General features: G+C 38.6%; 18 protein-coding genes. 9 read left to right on the top strand and 9 right to left on the bottom strand.

Going from position 1 to position 22,142, the window contains the following annotated elements; translation table 11 throughout:
• The 4 genes from ABJH90_RS05460 to acs all read left to right on the top strand — a co-directional run bounded on the left by ABJH90_RS05460 (position 1) and on the right by acs (position 6,005).
• Entirely contained in the window at positions 1-1,941 is a 1,941-nt protein-coding gene (locus ABJH90_RS05460; protein WP_348137315.1) for an OmpA family protein, read from the top strand.
• 167 nt (positions 1,942-2,108) lie between these two features.
• Positions 2,109-2,366 (top strand): DUF4212 domain-containing protein, encoded by a 258-nt coding sequence (locus tag ABJH90_RS05455; protein WP_348137313.1) that lies wholly within the window; start codon positions 2,109-2,111, stop codon positions 2,364-2,366.
• Between the two features lie 27 nt (positions 2,367-2,393).
• Positions 2,394-4,085 (top strand): sodium:solute symporter family protein, encoded by a 1,692-nt coding sequence (locus ABJH90_RS05450; protein ID WP_348137311.1) that lies wholly within the window; start codon positions 2,394-2,396, stop codon positions 4,083-4,085.
• Between the two features lie 12 nt (positions 4,086-4,097).
• Positions 4,098-6,005, top strand: coding sequence for an acetate--CoA ligase (gene acs, locus ABJH90_RS05445; RefSeq protein ID WP_348137309.1), 1,908 nt, complete (start codon positions 4,098-4,100; stop codon positions 6,003-6,005).
• A gap of 15 nt (positions 6,006-6,020) precedes the next feature.
• Here acs and ABJH90_RS05440 read toward each other — a convergent pair whose 3' ends face one another.
• The gene (locus ABJH90_RS05440) at positions 6,021-7,274 is read right to left on the bottom strand and encodes a divalent metal cation transporter (protein ID WP_348137307.1); all 1,254 of its coding nucleotides are present in this window, start codon (positions 7,272-7,274) and stop codon (positions 6,021-6,023) included.
• Positions 7,275-7,335: 61 nt separating this feature from the next.
• Positions 7,336-7,983 carry an ElyC/SanA/YdcF family protein gene (locus tag ABJH90_RS05435; protein WP_348137306.1) on the bottom strand — a complete coding sequence of 216 codons (648 nt, stop codon included), beginning with the start codon at positions 7,981-7,983 and terminating at the stop codon, positions 7,336-7,338.
• A gap of 206 nt (positions 7,984-8,189) precedes the next feature.
• Between ABJH90_RS05435 and ABJH90_RS05430 the strand changes: the two genes are divergently transcribed.
• Positions 8,190-8,711, top strand: a complete 522-nt coding sequence (locus ABJH90_RS05430; protein WP_348137304.1) for a 5'(3')-deoxyribonucleotidase — start codon at positions 8,190-8,192, stop codon at positions 8,709-8,711.
• Between the two features lie 66 nt (positions 8,712-8,777).
• Here the strand turns inward: ABJH90_RS05430 and ABJH90_RS05425 are convergent, their stop codons facing one another.
• The 4 genes from ABJH90_RS05425 to ABJH90_RS05410 all read right to left on the bottom strand — a co-directional run bounded on the left by ABJH90_RS05425 (position 8,778) and on the right by ABJH90_RS05410 (position 12,891).
• Positions 8,778-9,803: a DUF481 domain-containing protein gene (locus ABJH90_RS05425; RefSeq protein WP_348137302.1), complete on the bottom strand. Its 1,026-nt coding sequence runs from the start codon at positions 9,801-9,803 to the stop codon at positions 8,778-8,780.
• Between the two features lie 113 nt (positions 9,804-9,916).
• Positions 9,917-10,378, bottom strand: a complete 462-nt coding sequence (locus ABJH90_RS05420) for a hypothetical protein (RefSeq protein WP_348137300.1) — start codon at positions 10,376-10,378, stop codon at positions 9,917-9,919.
• A 582-nt stretch (positions 10,379-10,960) separates the two neighbouring features.
• Positions 10,961-12,073, bottom strand: a complete 1,113-nt coding sequence (locus ABJH90_RS05415) for a glycoside hydrolase family 88 protein (RefSeq protein ID WP_348137298.1) — start codon at positions 12,071-12,073, stop codon at positions 10,961-10,963.
• A complete protein-coding gene (locus ABJH90_RS05410; RefSeq protein WP_348137296.1) occupies positions 12,070-12,891 on the bottom strand; it encodes an alpha/beta hydrolase in 822 nt (273 codons plus the stop codon). Before ABJH90_RS05410 ends, ABJH90_RS05415 begins: the two co-directional genes overlap by 4 nt.
• A gap of 394 nt (positions 12,892-13,285) precedes the next feature.
• Between ABJH90_RS05410 and ABJH90_RS05405 the strand changes: the two genes are divergently transcribed.
• Together ABJH90_RS05405 and ABJH90_RS05400 are read left to right on the top strand one after the other, a co-directional pair.
• Positions 13,286-13,903, top strand: a complete 618-nt coding sequence (locus ABJH90_RS05405) for a hypothetical protein (RefSeq protein ID WP_348137294.1) — start codon at positions 13,286-13,288, stop codon at positions 13,901-13,903.
• Positions 13,903-14,274: a glucokinase gene (locus ABJH90_RS05400; RefSeq protein ID WP_348137963.1), complete on the top strand. Its 372-nt coding sequence runs from the start codon at positions 13,903-13,905 to the stop codon at positions 14,272-14,274. Before ABJH90_RS05405 ends, ABJH90_RS05400 begins: the two co-directional genes overlap by 1 nt.
• 155 nt (positions 14,275-14,429) lie before the next feature.
• Here the strand turns inward: ABJH90_RS05400 and ABJH90_RS05395 are convergent, their stop codons facing one another.
• Positions 14,430-16,256 (bottom strand): hypothetical protein, encoded by a 1,827-nt coding sequence (locus ABJH90_RS05395; RefSeq protein WP_348137292.1) that lies wholly within the window; start codon positions 16,254-16,256, stop codon positions 14,430-14,432.
• Between the two features lie 384 nt (positions 16,257-16,640).
• Positions 16,641-16,778: a hypothetical protein gene (locus ABJH90_RS05390; RefSeq protein ID WP_348137290.1), complete on the bottom strand. Its 138-nt coding sequence runs from the start codon at positions 16,776-16,778 to the stop codon at positions 16,641-16,643.
• Positions 16,779-17,010: 232 nt separating this feature from the next.
• On the opposite strand from ABJH90_RS05390, the gene ABJH90_RS05385 reads away from it, so the two are divergent.
• Both ABJH90_RS05385 and dapB read left to right on the top strand, forming a co-directional pair.
• Positions 17,011-19,290, top strand: coding sequence for an aminotransferase class III-fold pyridoxal phosphate-dependent enzyme (locus ABJH90_RS05385; RefSeq protein WP_348137287.1), 2,280 nt, complete (start codon positions 17,011-17,013; stop codon positions 19,288-19,290).
• A complete protein-coding gene (dapB, locus tag ABJH90_RS05380; protein WP_348137285.1) occupies positions 19,287-20,054 on the top strand; it encodes a 4-hydroxy-tetrahydrodipicolinate reductase in 768 nt (255 codons plus the stop codon). Before ABJH90_RS05385 ends, dapB begins: the two co-directional genes overlap by 4 nt.
• Positions 20,055-20,190: 136 nt before the next feature.
• On the opposite strand, the gene ABJH90_RS05375 is transcribed toward dapB, so the two are convergent.
• Positions 20,191-21,291 (bottom strand): acyloxyacyl hydrolase, encoded by a 1,101-nt coding sequence (locus ABJH90_RS05375; protein ID WP_348137283.1) that lies wholly within the window; start codon positions 21,289-21,291, stop codon positions 20,191-20,193.
• Between the last annotated feature and the right edge of the window lie 851 nt (positions 21,292-22,142).

The following is a 22,142-nucleotide window of genomic DNA, read 5'->3' as shown; positions in this document are numbered from 1 at the left end:
ATGAAAAATACATTCTTAATTCTGATTGCTTTTTTGTTTGTTAACAGCTTTTCTGTTGCCCAGGATAAAAAATCAAGAGGAGATGATTTCTTTTTTGAGTATAAATACCCACAGGCAATTAGTGCTTATAAAAAGGAGAAAAATGAACATCCTTTAAGTAAAAGACAATTACTGAATTTAGCAGATTCCTATTTGCAAACAGGGAACTATAAAAATGCTTCTGACACCTATCTTGAGATATATCGAGAAGATACCAAGATAAGTACCTATCATTTTAATAATATGTTGCAGGCCATGGCAAAAACTTCCGGACAGGACAGAGTCAAGGCATTTCTAGCAACGAAAACCGATGTTTTGTCCAATGAATTACTGGAAAACGCGGAATTTAATTATGAACTACAAGAGTCTGAAAAGGCCAATGACCTCAATTATCAAATTTTTAATATCAATTCTAATGGCTCTGCCTCAGACTTTTCACCATCTTTTTACAAGGATGATAAATTACTTTTTACCAGTACCAGAAGTCTTAAAGCGAATAAGAAAAAAGAAACCAGGGAAAAAGAATATCTGGAAATATTTGTAGCCAAAATTGGGATAGATGGTCAGATTCTCAATCCTAATCCATTTTTGGATGTTCCGGTATCGGAATTCCATCAGGCGACACCTTTTTATTCTAAAACAAAGGATGCTGTATTTTATGTGAGCTCCAATGAAGAAGATGATCAGTTAACTTTTGATGAAAGTGGTAAGAATAGCCTGGCGGTGATGATGACTTCTGGCGAAGGAACTGCTCAATACTTATTAAGAGATCCCAGTACCTCTTTTTACTATCCTTTCTACGAGGCGAAGACCAGCAGACTTTACTTTGCAGCTAATTTTCCTGAAGGATTTGGGGGCACAGATCTTTATTATGTGGATACTAGTGAAGGTCAAATTATGTCTGCACCTATAAATTTGGGATCAAGGATCAATACCCCGGGAAATGAGGTCTCACCATTTGTTTTTGAAAATAGTCTTTACTTTGCTTCGGATATCTTTTACGGGCTTGGGGGGATGGATATTTATAAGTCGGAAATGCAGGGGGATGAATTTTTCAGTATTCCGATAAATTTAGGAATGGGTCTTAATTCGGTGGATGATGATTTTGGTTTCATAATCAAGAATAATACAACAGAAGGACTTATCGGTTATTTTTCATCGAATAGAACAGAAGGTAAAGGCAAAGATGATATTTATGGATTTACAGTTGATGAGAAACCAGGAATTAAAACATTGGTGCTAAGAGGTCAGGTAAATAATTCAAGCTCAAAAGAAGGGGTTTCAAAGGCGGCAGTTAAAATATACGATACAGACTTAAACCTTATCAAGGAAATTTACACAAAGGAAGATGGCACATACAGGTTGGAAATTCCATGGAGAGAATCTCTTATGCTTGAAGCTTCCAAAGAGCGATACTCTGCTTCAATCCAGTCTTTTGATGAAACGGCAATTCAAGGTCTTGAAGATAATAATATAGTTGATTTAGAGCTCCTGTTTCTGGATGACCTTGTTGAAGAAAAAGAGGATCAGACGGTACTCAAAATGAAGAAGTTTTATTTTCAAAAAGGAAATTATAAAATAACTCCCGAGGCGGCTGCTGAGCTGGACAAAGCTGTGATTGCCGTAAAAAGTTTTCCTCAATTGCAATTGCGAATAGAATCTCATACCGATAGTCGGGGTGGAGGTGCCACAAATTTTAAATTATCACAACGACGTGCGGATGCAATAAAAGGCTACTTAGAGCAACATGGTGTTTCGTCTTCAAATATTTTGTATTCCATCGGTTATGGAGAGGATAAAATAATCAATTCTTGTAAGAATGGGGTATTCTGCCTTGAACAGTTGCATAATCAGAATGAGAGACAATTAATAGTTGTGTTAAACTACGATCTCATATTTTAAGTTTACTTCTTTATTGATAATGGCCTTGTGAATACTATCACCCACTGGTTATATATATGCATGTAACACTCCTAATGGCATAACATCTCAATAGGCAAATCAAAAATTTTATCTTGCATACCCATTAATTATTGGGAATACTTATATTTAGACAAATAAATATTGAAATGAGTAGTAATTCTAAAGCTAAAGGGTATTGGAAAAAAAACCTGCAATACCTTTCAATTTTATTAGGTATTTGGTTTTTGGTATCCTATGGTTTTGGAATTCTGTTCAAGGAAACCCTGGATACTATTCAATTAGGCGGTTTTAAACTTGGTTTTTGGTTCGCTCAGCAGGGATCAATCTATGTCTTTGTTATCCTGATATTTATTTATGTCAGATTGATGAACCGCCTTGATAAGAAATATGGTTTCGACGAATAAATAAAACCAACCAAACGTATTCATTTTATGGATGTACAGACCTGGACATTAACCATTGTTGTCCTTACTTTTTTACTTTATATAGGAATTGCAATCTGGTCCAGGGCAAGTTCTACTAAAGATTTTTATGTTGCCGGGGGCCATGTTCCTGCCTTTGCTAACGGATTGGCAACCGCAGCAGATTGGATGTCGGCAGCATCCTTTCTGGGAATGGCCGGATTAATATCATTTAACGGTTATGACGGTTCGGTATATTTAATGGGTTGGACCGGCGGATATGTGCTGCTGGCCCTTCTTCTTGCACCCTATCTCAGAAAGTTTGGACAATTTACTGTACCAGATTTTATAGGCGATCGCTACTATTCCAATATAGCTCGTTCAGTAGCCGTTTTATGTGCCCTCTTGGTTTCATTTACCTACGTGGCAGGCCAAATGCGGGGGGTAGGACTTGTTTTTTCCAGATTTCTGGAGGTACCTATTAATACCGGAGTAATCATTGGTATGATTATCGTATTGTTTTATGCCGTTTTAGGCGGCATGAAAGGAATCACCTATACACAGGTAGCCCAATACTGCGTGTTGATTTTTGCTTTTATGGTACCGGCAATTTTTATTTCTATACAAATGACTGGTAATTCAATTCCTCAATTAGGAATGGGTAGTAATGTAATTGGCGAAGGGGTTTCATTATTGGATAAATTAGACGGATTATCTACAGAGCTCGGTTTTGATGAATACACTAAGGGCTCCAAGCCTATAATTGACGTATTTTTTATTACTGCAGCTTTAATGGTAGGAACCGCAGGCTTACCTCATGTCATTGTGAGGTTTTTTACGGTACCCAAAGTAAAGGATGCCAGGAAATCTGCAGGTTATGCCCTGTTTTTTATAGCCATCTTATATACTACGGCCCCTGCGATTGCGGTTTTTGCCAGAACAAATTTGATTGAGACGGTAAGCAATAAAAATTATGCTTCCATGCCTGCATGGTTCTCGAAATGGGAATCCACAGGCCTGTTAAAATTTGATGACAAAAATTCTGATGGGATTATTCAGTATGTAGCGGACCCTAAGATTAATGAATTAAAAGTAGATAAGGATATTATTGTTCTCGCGAACCCCGAAATAGCTAATTTACCCAATTGGGTAATTGCATTGGTGGCGGCGGGTGGATTGGCAGCTGCACTTTCTACTGCGGCAGGTTTATTGTTGGTTATCTCAACTTCGATCTCACATGATCTGATTAAAAAACAGTTTAGGCCAAATATTTCAGATAAAAATGAATTGGTTATTGCAAGAATGTCTGCTGTAGTTGCCGTCTGTATTGCAGGTTATTTTGGGATTAACCCCCCAGATTTTGTCGCAGCTACAGTTGCCCTGGCTTTTGGTTTAGCTGCTGCCTCTTTTTTCCCGGCCATAATAATGGGTATTTTTTATAAAAAGATGAATAAAGAGGGTGCTGTGGCGGGTATGATAGTAGGTATGGTAGCCATGTTATTTTATATGCTAAAGTTTAAATTCGATATGTTTGGGGGTGGTACACCGAAAGATTGGTGGTTTGGAATTTCTCCCGAAGGCTTTGGTACTGTGGCTATGTTGCTTAACTTTATGGTTTCCATAATTATCTCTTTATTTACACCGGACCCTCCAAATGAGGTGCAGGAAATTGTGGAGAATATTCGAATACCAAGTGGTCTTGAAGAAACAAATTCTCATTAAAATATAATTAGCATGAGTAATTATCACATTAAACATTTAGAGGAATATTTTCAGGTATACCGTAAGTCCGTTCAAAACCCCGAGGCTTTTTGGGAAGAAATAGCTGAAGAGCATTTTGTTTGGCGGTCAAAATGGGATAGGGTGCTAAGTTGGGATTTTACAAAACCTGAAATTAAATGGTTTGAGGGTGCAGAACTTAACATAACGGAAAACTGCCTTGATAGGCATTTGCCAACTAAGCGCAATAACACTGCGATCATTTTCGAACCTAATGATCCTAAAGAAGAAGCACAGCATATCACTTATGGGCAATTGCATGAAAGCGTATGCAGGATGGCTAATGTGCTCAAGGAAAACGGAATAAAAAAAGGGGATCGTGTTTGTGTTTACTTGCCAATGATCCCTGAACTGGCCTATACTGTATTGGCCTGCGCCAGAGTTGGCGCCATACATTCTGTGGTTTTTGCCGGCTTTTCTTCAAATGCATTAGCTACCAGGATAAATGATTGTGATTGTAAAATGGTTATAACTTCTGATGGTTCCTACAGGGGTAATAAAACTATTGACCTCAAGGGTATAGTAGATGTGGCCCTGGAAGATTGTCCGGGAGTTGAAAAGGTTTTGGTGGCTCAGCGCACAGGGGGAAAAGTAAAGATGAAGAAGAACCGGGATTTGTGGTTAAAACCATTATTGGATAATGCTTATGCAGATAGTGATGCGGAACGTATGAATTCTGAAGATCCTCTTTTTATTCTTTATACATCGGGTTCAACAGGCAAGCCAAAAGGTATGGTACATACCTGTGCAGGTTATATGGTATATACGGCCTATACTTTTAAAAATATATTTCAATACAGGGATGGTGACGTATATTGGTGTACTGCAGATATTGGATGGATTACCGGTCATTCCTATATTATTTATGGTCCCCTGGCAAATGGGGCAACTACGGTTATGTTTGAAGGAGTGCCTTCATATCCAAACTATGGAAGATTTTGGGAAGTAGTTGAAAAGCATAAAGTAAATCAGTTTTATACTGCCCCTACTGCAATAAGAGCATTGGCAAAGGAAAACCTGGATCATGTTGAAAAATATGATCTCTCTTCTCTCAAAGTTTTAGGATCTGTTGGCGAACCAATTAACGAAGAAGCCTGGCATTGGTATAATAACAATATAGGACGCGGCAAAAGTCCTATTGTAGACACATGGTGGCAAACAGAGACAGGTGGAATTATGATCTCACCCATACCGTATGTTACCCCAACAACCCCAACATATGCAACCTTACCCTTTATAGGAATACAGCCTGCACTTATGGATGAGGAAGGTCATGAAATTATGGGAATTCAGGTAGACGGACGATTGTGCATCAAATTTCCATGGCCTTCAATGGCCAGAACCATATGGGGAAATCATGACAGGTACAGGGACACCTATTTTACTGCCTATAAAAACAAATATTTTACAGGGGATGGTGCCCTGAGAGACGAAGTAGGATATTACAGAATAACCGGTCGGGTTGATGATGTGATCATTGTTTCGGGTCATAATTTAGGGACTGCACCAATTGAAGATGCCATAAACGAACATCCCGCTGTGGCTGAATCTGCTATTGTTGGATTCCCACACGATATAAAAGGAAATGCCTTATATGGCTTTATGATCCTAAAAGAAATTGGAGAAGGCAGGGACAGAGATAATCTTAGGAAAGAAATAAACCAGCAAATCACTGAACATATTGGCCCAATTGCCAAGTTAGACAAGATACAGTTTGTTTCTGGTTTACCTAAAACACGAAGTGGCAAGATCATGAGACGTATTTTACGAAAAATCGCTTCTAAAGACACTGAAAACCTTGGGGATATTAGTACATTATTAAATCCCGAAGTAGTTAAAGAAGTTATGGATAACGCTCTATAGTTTTGTGTTGCTAACTTAAAAAAGAACCATCCAGCAATAATAAATTGCAAACAGCGACAGGAATATTATTCCGGCGAAAGTCAGGACCTGTAACCCCTTACTGGGATGAAAATGGTTAGGAAGATCATGACTCATTACGTTTTTTAGATTCATATAACCGACTATAGGAGCTAAAACAAAAGAGACAAAAGTTGCAAGTGCTACCAGAGTACCCATATTCGCTCCAAAGGCCGTAATTACAATAAAATTAACGAGTGCCAAAATTACAACCCCTGTGGCGTAATACTTCCTTCCGGTAAAATCTTTGTTCTTAGGGGTAAGCAAACCAACGATGTCAATACTTACCCTTGATATAGCGTCGTGGGCAGTCATACAGGTGCTAAACATGGTGGCGAAGGCAGCTACAGCTATAAAAATATATGCCCAGCTACCAATATGGGTAGTAAACAGTTGTACCACCTGATCTGCAAACAAAATGGCATTGCCGCTCAATTCGGTATTTGTGCCATAAAGGGTCATCCATCCGATGATTAAAAAGAAAATGGCAAGTACAGCGGTCAACAAATACCCGGAGTTAAATTCCTGTAATGCCTCTTTTAAGGAAGGTTTGACCTTATTTAATTTATATTTTTCCAGACTCCAAAGGCTGATCCAACTCGAAGCTTCAACAGCTGTGGGCATCCAACCAATTAACCCAATTAAAAACAAGATACCTACCTCATTAAAAATTGGAGGTCTTACAAAACCCGAAACAGGTTCTACCGGGCCTTTATAAATTACTAAAAATGTAGTAACAAGTAATGCCACAAATAGAATAGAGATGACGAATTTTAAGGAGGTCTCCAGAAAGCGATAGCGGCCTATGATTAACAGGGTACTAATAAATATAAATAAACCAAGGGCAACCATAGCAACGGAAAGCTTCTGAACATTAAACAGGTTAATGAACAAACCGGCAGTTACCACATATAATGCCGCCAGAATTGTAAATGTGGTTACCAGAGTAATAAAAGCATAGAGCCATAAATAGCCTTTACCCCTATTGAGATATCCCTCTATCAGAGTTTTATTGGTTACATTGGTATATCGTATTCCGAATTCGAAAAAAGGGTATTTTAAAATATTGGCCAGGATGATTGGTATAAACATAACCCAGCCGTATTGCGCACCTGCTTTGGTTGATAACACCAAATGTGATGTGCCTATCGCCATACTTGCAAACAACAACCCGGGACCAAGGTTTTTAAGCAGTTTTTTAAACTTTGACATGTGTGGTTGGATTAACTTTCAGTGACTAAAATAGGTTATTTTATACAAAAAAAGACACGACCTATTTTATCTCTATTTTATCACCATAAAACCGGGGTTGTGTATTTAAAAGTAGATCTATAAATACTTTTACCCTTGCGAAATATTCCCGAAACTGCACCTTAGTGCCTTGTTTCCCGGAAATCCCCCTGGCATTAAAACCTATAGCTTTAAGACCTTTTTTTTCGGCGATATAAATGGCTCGCTCATTGTGAAATTGTTGAGAGATTACAGTAACACTATCAAGACCGAAGATAAATTTAGCTCTTACCATAGAATCCAATGTTCGAAAACCTGCATAATCCAGAAATATTTTATCCGTTGGTATCCCGCCTTCTACCAAGTCCTTTTTTATAGTAGTTGGTTCATTATAGTAAATAGTTCCATTATCTCCACTTACTAAAACAAACTCTATTTTTCCCGCTTTATAAAGCGCTATGGTTGCGTCAATACGATGTGCATAATAAGGATTTATACCACCCTCCACAAGCATTCTTGAAGTACCTAGTACTAAACCAACTTTGTTTTTAGGGATACTTCCCAGATCAGAAAAGGTTTTTCCTTTGGCTGAAAATTCAATTGTAAAATTGGAAATCACTACCACGAGTATTGACAAGAGTAGCGCAATGGCCAATAAAAAACGATATTTCTTTTTAATGGATATTTTCATTTCAAATTTAAAGGTAAGGAAACGGCTGCTATCTTTTTGAGCAAATCTCCAAAAACAAAAAAAAGCAACTTCAAGCTAAATAATTGAATTTTTATAATATCGATTAGTTAATTTTAACCCCGGAATTATCATAAATTAGTTAACATTTGAGTAATCAATTCCTGAGGATTAGGATTTTTACGTAATTCGTATAAATTAATTCGATTATGACATTATTTATAGACATGGATGAGGTAATAGCGGATACCTATAGAGCACATATCACACTTTATAATCAAGAATTCGATGAAAACCTGACCGTGGAGGAATGCATTGGAGGCGAAGTATGGCAAAGTGTTCCTGAAAGTCGCAGGAACAGGATTCACAGGCACTGCCATGAAGTAGGGTTTTTCCGGGCTCTGCCTCCTATAGAAGGAAGTAAAGAAGTAATAAAGGAATTGACCAATAAATACGATGTTTTTATTGCATCTGCTGCCATGCAATTTCCAAATTCATTGATTGAGAAACATTATTGGTTAGATGAGCATTTTCCTTTTATAGATTGGAAACGGCGCATCTTATGCGGGGATAAGCATATTCTTAAGGGGGATATACTCATCGATGACCGTAAATATAATCTGGAAAACTTTGAGGGCAGATCTATTATGTTTAGTTCACCACATAATATACATACAAACGGTTTTGAAAGGGTAAATTCCTGGCAGGAAGTACAGCAAAAACTATTGTAATCTTAATGGATTAATTTTTTACAGTTCTTAGAAGAAATATATCCCTTTTGTAGCGCGTTAAATCATTTACCATTCCCAGCCAAACGCCAGTTTCCAGAAATAATCCGAATCGCTGGCATCGGCTACTGGTTGGTTGTCGTAATTTAAGGTAATCCCCGTTTTTACATAGAAATCTAGCGGCAGGTCATATTTCAAATCAAAATTCCAATCTACACGCCAGCGACCACCTTCACTTAAACTGGGATACGCCGTTAATGCGGTAATAATACTCAGATCTTTAGCGTCAAACATATTAAGTTCAGTACCTAATATGCCTTCTATACTTGACCTGCTTTCTGCATCACTTGAAAATTGCTCATTGTTATAGGATAAACCTGTTAACACGCCCCAATACATGTTGTTATTATTTACAATATATTTTCCAACCCCCAGAGAAACTACTGTTCTTAAATCTAAAAGTTGTTCGGTATTTGACAGGATGGATACCCTTGGAGTAAGATACCAGTCTTTAGGAAGAAAATAATTAAAAATAAAAGCGGCGTCTTCCCTTCTGATATCTTCAGCATTGTCTTGCGTAGAACGCAGCATATTCGCATTGATAAGTGCTGACCATTTATCCTCGGTATATTTTAAATTAGTTCCCATGGTGAACTGTTTTAAATTATTTGCTTTGGTAAAACTTATTCCAAAATCAATAGCGGCATCTAATCTGCTCCAAAATCCTTCGTTAAGAGGCTGAAGATAAACGATTTCAGATATCAATACTTCTCTTTCATCTACCCCTTCCCGGTTTGTAATAGTAATGGAGTTATTCTCATTAGATCTTAAAGTTCCCACAATTCTACTTCCGTCTACCAAACTTGCTAAAAATACAGATTGAGTATAGATTTTTTTAGTTTCTAACCACTCAATGTTAAAATCCGAATCGCTATAATTGGTTTCAATAGTTAAAACGCCTCTTTTCATGGATTTTATCTCTCCTACAATTGTGGTGTTCGAATCTAATAAAAGAGAATCTTGTTGAGCAAGGGCTGTTGTACAAGTAATGAGCAATAGCAATAAACTTATTCCTGGTTTTGAAAACGAAAACATATGGCTGTGTAATTTAGACATGTAATATAAAAAAAAATTCATAACCCAATTATTGCTCTTGTTATAAGGTTTTAAAAAAAGCCTGTTTGAGAAAACAAGATTTTAATAACTTACTAATCTACCCTTTTAAAACCTCCTTCTTTAAAGCGAAATCTTGCCATAACCCCCCAATTGCCGGTGTAAAAGTCGAAATCATTTGTAACAGCAAAGCCGGGCCTCCAATCAAATCCGATAGTTAAGGGAAATTTAAAGGAATATTCCACTCCGAAATTACCTGCGATATTAAAATCAAAATCATTTTCGAAGAAAAATTCAGGTCCAACCCCAGGATAAAACTTTAGACCTTCGGGCCCGTCAGTCAAAGCAAACATCCAATCAAAATAGGTGCCCACTCCAAAATTTTCCAAATAAACGGTAGGGTGAAGCCTGGGAGAAATACCCAATGGTATTGTAGCATCTATGCCAATATTGTCACCAAAACGAACACCCGCTTCAATATTAGCCTGACCATATGTACTTGTACTAAATGTTAAGCATAGTACAATCATTGCAATTAAAATATTTAGATCTTTCATTATGATAAAAGTTAAGTTTTTAGTGATTTTAAAACAGGGTTAAAATTAGTTAAAATACGTCTGTATATACAAAAACTTAAGGAAAATTTTTACGTTTTATGAATATCGGTTTAACGGTACATAACAATGTTATATTCCTAACAACCGTTCAATTCTGGAATCTTTCTTTTGAGGGTATTGAGATGTTTAAACTTCCATAAAGAAAAAAGCTATTCTATATGTCTAAATCACGTAAAAAAATGAGTAATTTAATTATAAAAATAAGTTTCTCTTTTTCTAAAGAAGCTTTATGATAAAGCTATTTGTTGAATTTAAAGAAAAAATGACATCAGCGTGTCCCATTGTAGTAAAATCGCCTGGAGCTTATCGTGTGATGTTCTGAAATAAAATAATAAAGTTAAACCCTCTTAGCTTTTTTAAGTCTTTTGGCTTCTTTTTTTTCTTTTGCAGTTAAGAGCGGTTCTTTTTTGACGTTTTTCTTTGCGTCCCTACCTTTTGACATATTGAAAGTTTCTATTATTGATAAAGTTAACGATAATTGTTAAGCGATGTTAAAGTTTCTTTTGAGGGCAACGGAAAGTTCTATTTTCCTCCATACAATTTGTATACTTCTGAACCGGCGCTTAAAAACGCTCCGGTTCCATACACTTCAGACTTATCTGCCCAGGCCTTTCCGGGAGCCGCTCCAATGGGCTGTACATAACCTAACATTCCCTCTTTTGTCACATAGCTAACCATAGCTTTCCATCCCTTTTTTACCGCTGCGCCATAGGTTGCTTTATCCAAAATTCCCCTGTTTATTCCCCAGGCCAAACCATATGTATAAAATGAAGAGCCGCTTGTTTCAGGGGTTGAATAAAAATCCTGCCCCAATAAACTCATTGCCCAATGGCCTGCCGGAGTTTGAATTTCAAGCAGTTTTTTTGCCATTTTTTTATAAAGATCTAAGAAATACTTGTATTCTTTACTCCCCGGATTCAACTCATCCATAATGTTGGTGAGTCCGGCAAATACCCAGCCGTTACCGCGCGACCAAAATATTTTAGTGCCATTGTCCAATTTGCCCATATAGCTTTCGTCCCGGTAATACAAGCTCTCCTTTTTATCGAATAAAAAGTCGGTTGTGGCTTTGTATTCGGCCATCATAAAATCGAGATATTTTTGTTCTCCGGTAATCTTGTAAAGCTTTGCCCATACTGGTGGCGCCATAAACAAAGCATCGCACCAATTCCAACGATCCTGGTGGTATGGAGTCTTCCATTGCAACGACGTTTTTGCAGGATGAAGCATGATAAAGTTAAACTGCTCTTTGGTAGGTTCAATCATTTTTGGGTCCTGATACTTGCGATAAAGTTCAAGATACATCTGACCCACCGTATGGTCATCCGCAAAGTATTTACGAAAGTGTAATTTCCACTCATATTTTTCCCCGATATCAAAAAGCCAATTGTAATATTTATCGTTATCAGCCATTGCGGCCCATTTCACCATGCCAACATATAATGCACCATTTGTCCAATCCAATGGGTGATGGGGTTCTTCATATCCGCTGTATAAATCAGTGAAATGTGCTATTTGCCAATCAGCTACTTGTGCCATGATGTTTTTTACCTCAGCTGGCTTTATTTCCTGGGCATGAGATAAATATGTCATTACAAATACAGTAAGGACAACAATAGTTTTGGCTATTTTCATTTATCGGTAGTTTTTTCTCCTTTAATTCTTTCAACTTCTTTTAGCAATAACGGGAAAGCTGGTTCGGTCATACCATGGCCATAACCATCTAACTCATAGAGTGTGGTCTCTTTATGACCTGCAATTTTCATCATTCGCATTAAGTAGGCATTTTCCTCATATCTCCCTAAAAGTTCCAGTTCCCGGTCACCGGTAATTAGCAATAATGGTGGCGCATCAGGGCGAACGTGATAAAGCGGCGCTAAACTGTCAACTATAGGTTGAGTTCCGGGAATACCTCTTTCTACCCTGACGGTAAAATGCGTAATGGTGTGGCCACTAAACGGGATCAGGCCGGCAATGCTATCTGCATCAATATGGTATTTATCTAACCAGGACTTATCTAACCCAATCATGCTGGCCAAATATCCTCCAGCGGAGTGACCAGATACAAAAATCAATGAAGGGTCGCCACCCAAATCAGCCACATTCTTAAAGACCCAACTAACTGCAGCAGCGGCATCATCAATATACAAAGGGGCCTTTACTTTTGGATATAATCGATAATTGACAGCAACTATACAAACTCCTTTTTCCATAAGCTGCTCTGGAATTTCTTTATTGCCACCTGTTAATCCACCTCCGTGGAACCATACAATTGTGGGAAAAGCTTTTGCATTTTTCGGGTAATAAATGTCTAAAACACAACGCTCATTTATGTATTCATCAGCCTGGTTAATAGGTTCGTTGTAGTAATGGATGTTCTGCCTGGTTTCATATTGAGTAACCTGCGAATAAGTAGTAAGACCAAATCCAAAGGCTAAAATTGATAATATCATTATCCTGATATTAGAGGAAATATTTACAAAATGAAACATATTAAACTTTTAAAATAATGATCCTCCTAAGATAGAAAATCTTAGGTTTCTTCAGGATTATTAATAATTGCAAGATTCCGTCACTACTTTATCTAAAGTAAATATGAAAATCGACCTGACGCTTAATTTCACGAATTTCGACTAATTGAAACTTTAGATAAATAATTGTTACCATTGGGATGTGGAATATAGGGTTCCGTCACTTTTCGTTTGGCTAAGAAACAAATTACAACTAGTATATCATTAAAAGAATTTTTCTGATTTGAACAAATTCGCTATATTCATAAAGCGTTTGAGTATTTATTATGAATGCGGTTTCAATTTAAAATTTACTTTAATTCTAAATTATTTTTGAATGGACTACTTAGTTCTGGAATTTGTAAACGTTTTAGTAAAAATATTTTATGGTTTGCAAAGTAACCAAGCTCCTGTTGAACGTTATTTTACACTGGAAGGACTTAGTGAATTGGTAACTTTGCTTCTGCTTTTATGTATTACATTGATTGTTGTAGTTACGCCGTTGCTGTTAATATTTTGCTGGATTCACTATTCAAGGGAATATGTGAATAAATACAGGAACAATAGTGATTTAGCACATTCATTAACGGAAAATGGGCTTTCTTATAGTGATGTTTTAGCAAAATCAATAAAAATTGAATACAGCAAAACATACAGTAAAATGTTTGGGTTTGGTTTGAGTATTATAGCCTATGGAATTTCCAGTAATGTATACATGTTTCTTACTTTTAGTGAATTCAAAGAGGCTTTAATTAATTATTTTAGTTTTCCATTTAGAGTTTTCAGCAGCTTAAAGATCCTCGAAAAAATTCCTACAGACAGTATACCACTTACGGAAGTTTGGAAAGGAATGCTACTAATTGTAGCCATATCGGCGGCCGTATTTATAATTGGGTATTTTATTGGTAAATTAATTGTAGCCATCCGATTGGGTGAGGAACCACAGCTAATTTAATCTTTTCCCTTTCAATTAAGGGCTTCCTTGCCACCATTTATTTTTTACCATTCTTCACTTTAATTACTACTTGCGCTTATGAAAGTAGTGATTCGATTTGTATTGAAACCCTGGATTTATTTACAAGGTTTTTAGCCATAGAATCAGCTCAATTTGCCCTAAAGACCAAGGCTACAGGAGGGGTTTATATTGGGGGTGGCATTGTGCCAAAGATACTCTGGATGATTAACAGGGAAGTATTTACTGAAAACTTTGTTTCGGTAGGCCGTATGAATCCCCTGCTTCAACAAATGCCGGTAAAAGTAATTTTAAATGCTAAAACACCACTCCTGGGAGCGGCTTATTATGGGGCTATGATACACATGCATTAGTTGTATCGCGTTTTATGGAGACCCTTTGGGCGAGCTCCGTTTCGAACATCTGGTAACAGAAAAAAACCCATAAAACTATTCCAGAGTTTTTAACTCTGGAATAGTATTCTTTACTGAAAGAAAACACATAAGCCTCCTGGATTGGTAACTTCTCCTTACTTAGCCTTATTTTGTGGTATTTTATAAATGACATTTGCTCCGGCACCTGAAACATAGATGTCGCCGGAAGATCCAACCGCTACCCCGTCAAATCCCCATGTAGGAGGAACGCCAAGACCCGGGCCAAATAAATCAAGACCCTCAACAAGGACGGTTTTGCCGTTTTCGAAGTCGATACGGGAGAGAATGGAAGCAGTTGCTTCAACAACCAGCAATCTGCCCTCCATATCCAGGGCAAGGCCCTCAGGTCCTTGCAGTCCGCTGGCAACGACACTAGCATTTGATGGGTCGCTTAAATCAATTTGCCAGATTTCCCCTGAATCCTGGTCTGCCGCCCAGAGGGTTTCCCCATCTGTTGCCAGACCACTCGCGGTAGTTAAACTCTTTATCATCGCATTTCCATTACTGGCATTGACCACGCCACCCAGTCCATAATCGGAGACTATGATTTCGCCATTGATTTGGACGGCATCAATAGGAACTGGCATGGGATAGGAATCCAATACGGTTGCCGGCTTCGTAGAAAGATCCCAAAGCTGAACCGCTGCACTAAACCAGGATGAAACTACCAGCTTATCACCGGCTGTTGAAAGATTCATAGGAAGTATAGGCAAATCCAAATCCGCGTTGACAAGGAAGCCTTTATAATTGTCTTCTTGTCGGCCGCTGGATCCATTGTACAGCCGCAACCTGAACACGTCGGCTACAAAAAGGATGTCCTGGTTATTCGATCCCGGCATGATGGCCAGGCCTTGCGGTCCAGTCACACCCCCCGGGCTTATGTACCTGGCTTGTCCGTTCTTGAGAATCTCGGCTACCCAGCCATCATCATTGTTGGTCATATACAGGGTTCCGTCATCATCGAAGGTCATATTATCCAGTCCGGGTGGAAGGGTGGTAAACAGGGTTTTATCATCGTTCCCGTTCGGGTTTACCTTGAAGACCTTTCCAGCCTGGTCCAAGACGTACAACAGGCCTTCCGGACCGAATTTGGCGGCGGCAGGGTTGAACAGGTCGGAAGGGCCAAACGGGTTGCCGGCCACAATACGAATCTGACCTGAAATTACCGCTCCAAACAACCCGGATAAATCTGCTGGGAACACAGTTCCATCGCTGAAAGAATCAACATCGATAGCGATAACAGCGTTCAAAGCAAACAAGGGCCCGTATAACCAAAGGCGCCCGTTTTCCCAGCGGGTATCAAAGGAATTAAAGAAGCCAAGGCCAAAACCGTCAGGACACGAGATGATAAGTCTCGGAGACGCTATCAGATTGGGGTCCAATTCATATAAGCCGTCTCCCAGGAAGTCCAGGGCCACAAAAAGACGGGGCTCGCTCCCGAGAACGGCCGGGTTGGGCTCTGAAAACCGAATCGGGTTTACCCCCGGTGCAACTTCCTGATACCCCAATGTGTTACCATCTATATCCTTCCTTCCTACAAATCCAGTCAGGAGATCCGTCCAGTAAAAAGTCCCATCCGGCCCAAATACCAGGTCATCGGGTCCGTATACGTCATTTTCTGGCCCCTTGAAGCGTTTAAGGATCTTTCCGTTATTCTTGTTCATCACAACAACTTCCTGCCCATTAACACTGGCAACGTACAAATTCCCGTCTGGTCCTACATCCAGACCATTGGCGCCGTTAAGGGCAGCACCCTTGACTAAGGTTTTCAAAATGGAATTATTAGATTTGGCATTGGTAGCCCCAAGGTTTTCTTCAAGGTTCAGAGCCGGATCCGGACTGCAGGAAAAGGCTAGAAAAAGCATGGCCAAAAAGCCGTGCTTAAGGATTAACAAAAGGTGAGGTTTTTCATTTGTTTTCATAATACTTGTTTTGGTTTTAGATTAATAATAGGATGGTTAGGCAATAAGGGGGGATAATAAAATCCGTTTTCTTTTAAAAATGGATTGGGAAAGAAATTTTACCGGCACCAGATAACTGAAGGGAACGTTGGTGCTTTTATAAAACCCCTTTGTATTATATAGAAGATACAGAAAAACTGTAGAAAAAATAGTTATAAAGGACCAATGACTGCTTTAAGTTTCCCAATGCCATATATTCCGGGACGGAGGAAGCAGAAAAGTTCTTAATTCAATAAGAATAAGAGGTGGCATCGCTAATAATATGAATTAAAGATGCATAATCTCCTACTTCCAAAGATGTATTGGAATTAATCAATTTGTTTTGAAAACTAAGATGATCCAAGCTTATTCAGTAGGCACCAAACTTATTGCCGCTCCACCACCGGCTGCCAGTTGGAGTGTTAGTGTAGTTGTTGCTTTCTGGCACCCATAAGGGACAACGATTACCAACAGTAAGTATAGGAAGTAAATTTTTCTGGTCATATTCTAAGATAAAGGATAATTGAGTCCATACAAAAAGGGTTATTCCTCATTATTTTATTCTGAAATATGCGGTCCGTTATAAATCATGTAGTCATTATTTATTGAATTTTGATTTCCCGGGTTTTAATAAGATCGTTTTGGGTTGAGCATTAGAATTATTAGCTTAGAGCTTTTGTAATAACGTCAATTAGTAGCAACTACAGAAACCTATTTTTAACCTGGTATAACTTAAATGAAGTCCATTTTACGTGAACAATTTGGAATAAACGCAATTAAAGTAGAAAGACTAAGCGGATTAGACAATGCCAACTACTTTGTTGAAACCCAATCAGAAAAATATATTTTCAAAACATACCCCGCTACTCGGGATACGCTGTCATTGGTAGAAGCCGAAAACAACGCACTTCTGTTTTTACAAAACGAAGGTCAAAGAAATATACAAACCCCCATTCCATCAAAGAACCAAAGTTACACGGCTATAGTTACGATCAATGGGCAGGAATATATTTGCAGAATGCTGTCTTACCTTGAGGGCAAGTTTCTGGTGGACGTACCACATTCAAAAAAATTATTTCAAAGTTTTGGCAAATTTCTTGCCCAATTAGATTTAAAATTTCAACAGTTTACTGATTACAGAGTCGCAGCGAGGAAATTAAAATGGGACATTCAGTACCTGAATCTTAGTAAAAAATACCTGGACAGTATTCCTGATAGAAAAGACAGGAGCGTTGTACATTATTATTATCAACAATATGAGGAAAATGTAGTGCCGTGGCTCCATGAATTAAGAACGTCTGTAATCCACAATGATGCCAATGAATTGAATGTCCTGGTTGCTCATGAAGAGGTTTCCGGAATTATAGATTTTGGTGATATGTCAGATACCTTTCTTATTAATGAACTGGCTATTGCAATTACCTATGCCTGCTACGATAAAGAGAACCCATTGGAATGGGCGAACATACTTATAGAATCCTATCATGAAATACTGCCTCTTCAGGAGAAAGAATTAGAAGTCCTTTATTACCTGATTGCTGCAAGACTCTGCATAAGTATCTGTAATTCTGCTTGTGCCAGAGAAGAAAACCATAACAATGAATATGCCTTTGTAAGTGAAAAATACGCATGGCAAATGTTATATCGTTGGCTGGCTATAAATCCTATTGCGGCAGAAACAAGTTTTCGTCGAGCAGCTGGATTTCCAGTTAAAAATCCACTACCCATTGAAAAGCTTTTGGAGAAAAGACATGAACATTTAAGTTCAATACTTTCGGTAAGTTATGACACTCCTATTCATATGATAGGCGCTGCATTTCAATATATGTACGACGCTTATGGGAACAGCTATTTGGATGCGTACAACAACATTCCGCATGTAGGGCATTCTCACCCAAAGGTGGTGGAAGCCGGGCAGCGCCAAATGGCTAAACTAAACACAAACACAAGGTATCTTTATGATTCTCTAAATGAATATGCTGAAAAGCTTTTGTCCAAATTTCCCGACTCCTTAAACAAAGTTTATTTCGTGAACTCCGGAAGTGCGGCTACTGATTTGGCACTCCGTATGGCTAATATCCATAGCGGTAATGAAAAAATAATGGTCATGGAGCATGGTTATCACGGCAACACCCGGGCAGCTATTGACGTAAGTTACTATAAGTTTAATAATCCGAAAGGGATAGGAAAAAAAGAACACATTTTAGTGGCACCTATTCCCGATACTTATAGGGGCAAGTATACGAATGATAATGGCAGTGCGGGAAAAAGTTATGCGGAAGAAGCCATTAAACAAATAGAAGATTCAAAGACACCAATTGGGGCATTCATAAGTGAGCCTATTATAGGTTGTGGAGGGCAGGTTCCTTTGGCAAAAGGGTATTTAAAACAGCTGTATCCTGCAATAAGAAAGCAGGGAGGTATTTGTATAGATGATGAGGTACAAACAGGATTTGGTAGAATTGGGGATCATTATTGGGGGTATGAAGCACAGGAAGTTGTTCCCGACATGGTAATTCTTGGAAAACCCATGGCAAACGGACATCCAATGGGAGCTCTAGTTTGTACTTCGGATATTGCTGCATCTTTTGAAAAAGGAGTGGAGTTCTTCAGTTCATTTGGCGGTAATCCTGTGTCGTGCGCAATTGCTTTGTCGGTTCTTGAAATTATTGAAGAAGAAAATTTACAGGTGAATGCTAAAATTGTTGGGGAATATTACAAATCATTATTATGGGGGCTTCAAGAACGGTATCCTTGTATTGGGGATGTGAGAGGTTCCGGCTTATATCTTGGGGTTGAAATTGTGAAGGATAATAGTATGGAGCCCGATACCGGGTTGGCACATCATATTAAGAACGAACTGAGAAATAGATATATCCTTATTAGTACTGATGGTCCCTATGATAGTGTTTTGAAAACAAAACCCCCTTTATGTTTTTCTAAAGAAGATGCCTTTAAAACTGTAGAACAAGTAGATAACATATTGAAAACCCATTATAAAATTAAAAAGGTATGAGAGTAGCAGTTTCAGGAGCTATGGGCCGATTGGGAAGTGCAATTGCAGAAGGTATTTCAAACGCAAGGGAACTGCAACTTACAGGAGCTTATGCGCCCGGACATGCCGGTAAAACTGTGGGAGGTATTGAGGTCGTTGATTCGCTAAAAAAAATGAATGCTCAAATCATGGTTGAATGTGCCCATCCCAAGGTAGTGATGGAAAATCTTAGAAAATGGCACGCCAGGGAGATGCATGTTGTTGTGGGTACCTCTGGGTTTACCGCAGATCGAATAAATGAATTAAAATCTTTTTGGGGTGAAGATGACCCCGGGTGTCTTATCGTACCTAACTTTTCAATAGGAGCAGTTCTGATGATGCGTTTTGCAGAAATGGCTTCAATTCATTTTGATTCAGCCGAGATAATTGAACGGCATGAAGATACGAAACCAGATGCTCCTTCAGGCACGGCACTGGCTACGGCAATGCGAATGGGAGAGCACAGAAGCCCATCAGAACAGAAAGACAACACAGAGGTAGTTAAAGGGGCCCGGGGAGGATTGGTCTCAGGCGTGCGTGTTCATTCTTTGAGAATGAAAGGCATGTTATCTGATCAGGAAGTTGCATTTAGTAATAAGGGCGAAATTTTCTCAATACATCATAGCAGCACTTCATATGAATCCTTTGTTAATGGAGCTTTACAAGCAATTCGTTATGTAAAAACAATTAAAGGGGTGGAAATAGGATTGGATGCTGCTCTGGATTTTGACACAAAAAACATTTAAGGCACTTTGATTGGAATTGGAAAAACACAGGTGGATACTCCACCATTCCTTAAATTTCCTTCATACTTCCCGGATTAACTTCAATGCCAAACAGTTTTCTGACTAAACAGCGCGAGAATCTGCATCATTCCTAATCTCAAAGGGAAATACCTATTCTAAAATCAAGGAAGTTAGCTACATGACCGTGTGCTTTCAGATTGATACCTGCGTTTAGGGTTTTGTTGATTCTGAAAACCAGCCCGTATCTTTGATACACATCTGAGTGCATGGGATTAGGATTATTGAAATAGACTCCAAATTGCTGGCTGAAAAGAAACTTCCCTAATAAGAATTCATGACCAATAGCCATTCCGGCTTTCACTGGACTACCTTCTTCTCCGTTCTGTTCAAGTACGTACCCGGTACCCTTATCATACATGATCTCCCCTCCGAGGGTGTAGGCATTTACCCTGGCAAACTGCCTGCTCCATTTGATTTCTAGTCCGGGGGAAATCAGGAATAGATTATCTCTAGGTTCTTCATAGGCAATAAAAAAAGTAAAATCTAACCTTTTTTGGGGTGGGGCAATATCTCTCCAGTTGTTGACCGCTCTTTTTTTAAATTCGAACTCTTTTAGATAATAGGCCATACCAATACTTAGAGATGGCCAGTTAATACCCTTATTTGGTTGCCTGATACCTCCATTTGAAAAGTGGTTATACATCAGACTTCCATTCAATAACCACCGGGATTTTATTCTGAAATGTACTGTTCCTCCCAGTTGCAAGGGAAACGCCAGAGAGGTACTGTAACTTAAGTTGTCGGGATTTAATAGGGAATCATACGGGGTGTTCTGATAAGATAAACCCAAACCCGCCCGAATGGAATAATTCACTCTTCCCTTGGTGTTAAAAACGGGTTCGATGTAAAAGAGTCCTGTTATCCCCTGGCCGAGCACTTCCTTATTATCGTAGTCCCAGTAGGTGAGTGCAATACCGAGTTTCGGATAACACATGCATGACTCCCAGGCTTTTTGGGATATTTTGTGCCAGGCCAAATCCAATTCAATCCCGGTAGGGTAGGAATCTTTAATAGGTCTGAGCTCACGGCTATGAATAAGTACAGATCCTTTGTGAACTTTGAGCCCAACCAGCTTCACTGAATTAAGTGAGTCACTTGTATTCTGAGAGAAAGAAAATTCTGTTGAGGAAAGGAAAACTCCAATAAGTAAACAATAAATTCTCAAACTTAACCTCATCCGAAATTAATAATTGGTGTCTGAATGTATCTTCAGCTAATTTACGATCCAATTACCTTTTTTTGGATAATAATCCTATGAATATGTAACTATTCTTTGCAGCTTCCTTAGTTAGTAGTTAATCCTGAAGGCGCATTTTTAGTGCCGTCAACAATTAATCAAAGCTATTGTTTAATGATTTCCTGCAGGTTTTCCGGAAATAACAATGCCTCCAGCGGAAGTGCGTTTCGCCAGGCGAAAAAGAGCCTGTAACGATAAGTTGTAACTGCGTTTTTGGTCAGAGCAAAAAAAATTCCTTAAATCCTTCCTGATTTTTTGCTTTGTTTGGATCTGGGCAAAAAGAAGAGAATTAATGGTCGAAATTGCTCGGCAGAGGGGCTCGCGAGTCTCGCCCAATATTTTGAAAATAGAAAAGTAGATTAAGAAATTATGCTTGAAGGATTTCCAGAAATAGTGGAGGAGCTAGCGGAAGTGTATCCCGTCAGTATGTCTTTATCAGCAGCAAAGGAGAAAGCCTCCGTTGGGAATTGTTGAAGCCCTGGAGACAATTTAGGAGGGTTGATCTGGTATTAATGCAACACATTAAAATTGCCTCTCGATAAAGTGTCTTTTTCTTTGCTTCGTTTCTTTTGGACAAGCTAAAGAAATGAATAAGTATGAAATGCGGGAATTGCCCGTCACAGGGCCTCGCGAATCCTGCTCAAACATGTTGAGATTAAAAAAGCCCTCATTTCGCGAGGCTTTTTAGTACTAATGTAGTTTCTTTAGCCTTTTTTTTTTGTAATGTAGGTTATTTAATGTTTCTTCGTAACCAAGTAGCCGAAATAAACTAATAAAAACAAAACCAAATG

This window comes from Eudoraea sp. (assembly GCF_039969275.1).
Classification (GTDB): domain Bacteria; phylum Bacteroidota; class Bacteroidia; order Flavobacteriales; family Flavobacteriaceae; genus Eudoraea.
This window is presented reverse-complemented; position numbering and strand designations above follow the sequence as displayed.

Coding starts and splice junctions, on each gene's coding strand:
- ABJH90_RS05395 (WP_348137292.1), bottom strand. CDS start 16,256: ATGAAAACAAATGAAAAACCTCACCTTTTGTTAATCCTTAAGCACGGC.
- ABJH90_RS05390 (WP_348137290.1), bottom strand. CDS start 16,778: ATGACCAGAAAAATTTACTTCCTATACTTACTGTTGGTAATCGTTGTC.
- ABJH90_RS05385 (WP_348137287.1), top strand. CDS start 17,011: ATGAAGTCCATTTTACGTGAACAATTTGGAATAAACGCAATTAAAGTA.
- dapB (WP_348137285.1), top strand. CDS start 19,287: ATGAGAGTAGCAGTTTCAGGAGCTATGGGCCGATTGGGAAGTGCAATT.
- ABJH90_RS05375 (WP_348137283.1), bottom strand. CDS start 21,291: ATGAGGTTAAGTTTGAGAATTTATTGTTTACTTATTGGAGTTTTCCTT.
- ABJH90_RS05440 (WP_348137307.1), bottom strand. CDS start 7,274: ATGTCAAAGTTTAAAAAACTGCTTAAAAACCTTGGTCCCGGGTTGTTG.
- ABJH90_RS05415 (WP_348137298.1), bottom strand. CDS start 12,073: ATGAAAATAGCCAAAACTATTGTTGTCCTTACTGTATTTGTAATGACA.
- ABJH90_RS05410 (WP_348137296.1), bottom strand. CDS start 12,891: ATGATATTATCAATTTTAGCCTTTGGATTTGGTCTTACTACTTATTCG.
- ABJH90_RS05430 (WP_348137304.1), top strand. CDS start 8,190: ATGACATTATTTATAGACATGGATGAGGTAATAGCGGATACCTATAGA.
- ABJH90_RS05450 (WP_348137311.1), top strand. CDS start 2,394: ATGGATGTACAGACCTGGACATTAACCATTGTTGTCCTTACTTTTTTA.
- ABJH90_RS05405 (WP_348137294.1), top strand. CDS start 13,286: ATGGACTACTTAGTTCTGGAATTTGTAAACGTTTTAGTAAAAATATTT.
- acs (WP_348137309.1), top strand. CDS start 4,098: ATGAGTAATTATCACATTAAACATTTAGAGGAATATTTTCAGGTATAC.
- ABJH90_RS05460 (WP_348137315.1), top strand. CDS start 1: ATGAAAAATACATTCTTAATTCTGATTGCTTTTTTGTTTGTTAACAGC.
- ABJH90_RS05420 (WP_348137300.1), bottom strand. CDS start 10,378: ATGAAAGATCTAAATATTTTAATTGCAATGATTGTACTATGCTTAACA.
- ABJH90_RS05425 (WP_348137302.1), bottom strand. CDS start 9,803: ATGTTTTCGTTTTCAAAACCAGGAATAAGTTTATTGCTATTGCTCATT.
- ABJH90_RS05435 (WP_348137306.1), bottom strand. CDS start 7,983: ATGAAAATATCCATTAAAAAGAAATATCGTTTTTTATTGGCCATTGCG.
- ABJH90_RS05455 (WP_348137313.1), top strand. CDS start 2,109: ATGAGTAGTAATTCTAAAGCTAAAGGGTATTGGAAAAAAAACCTGCAA.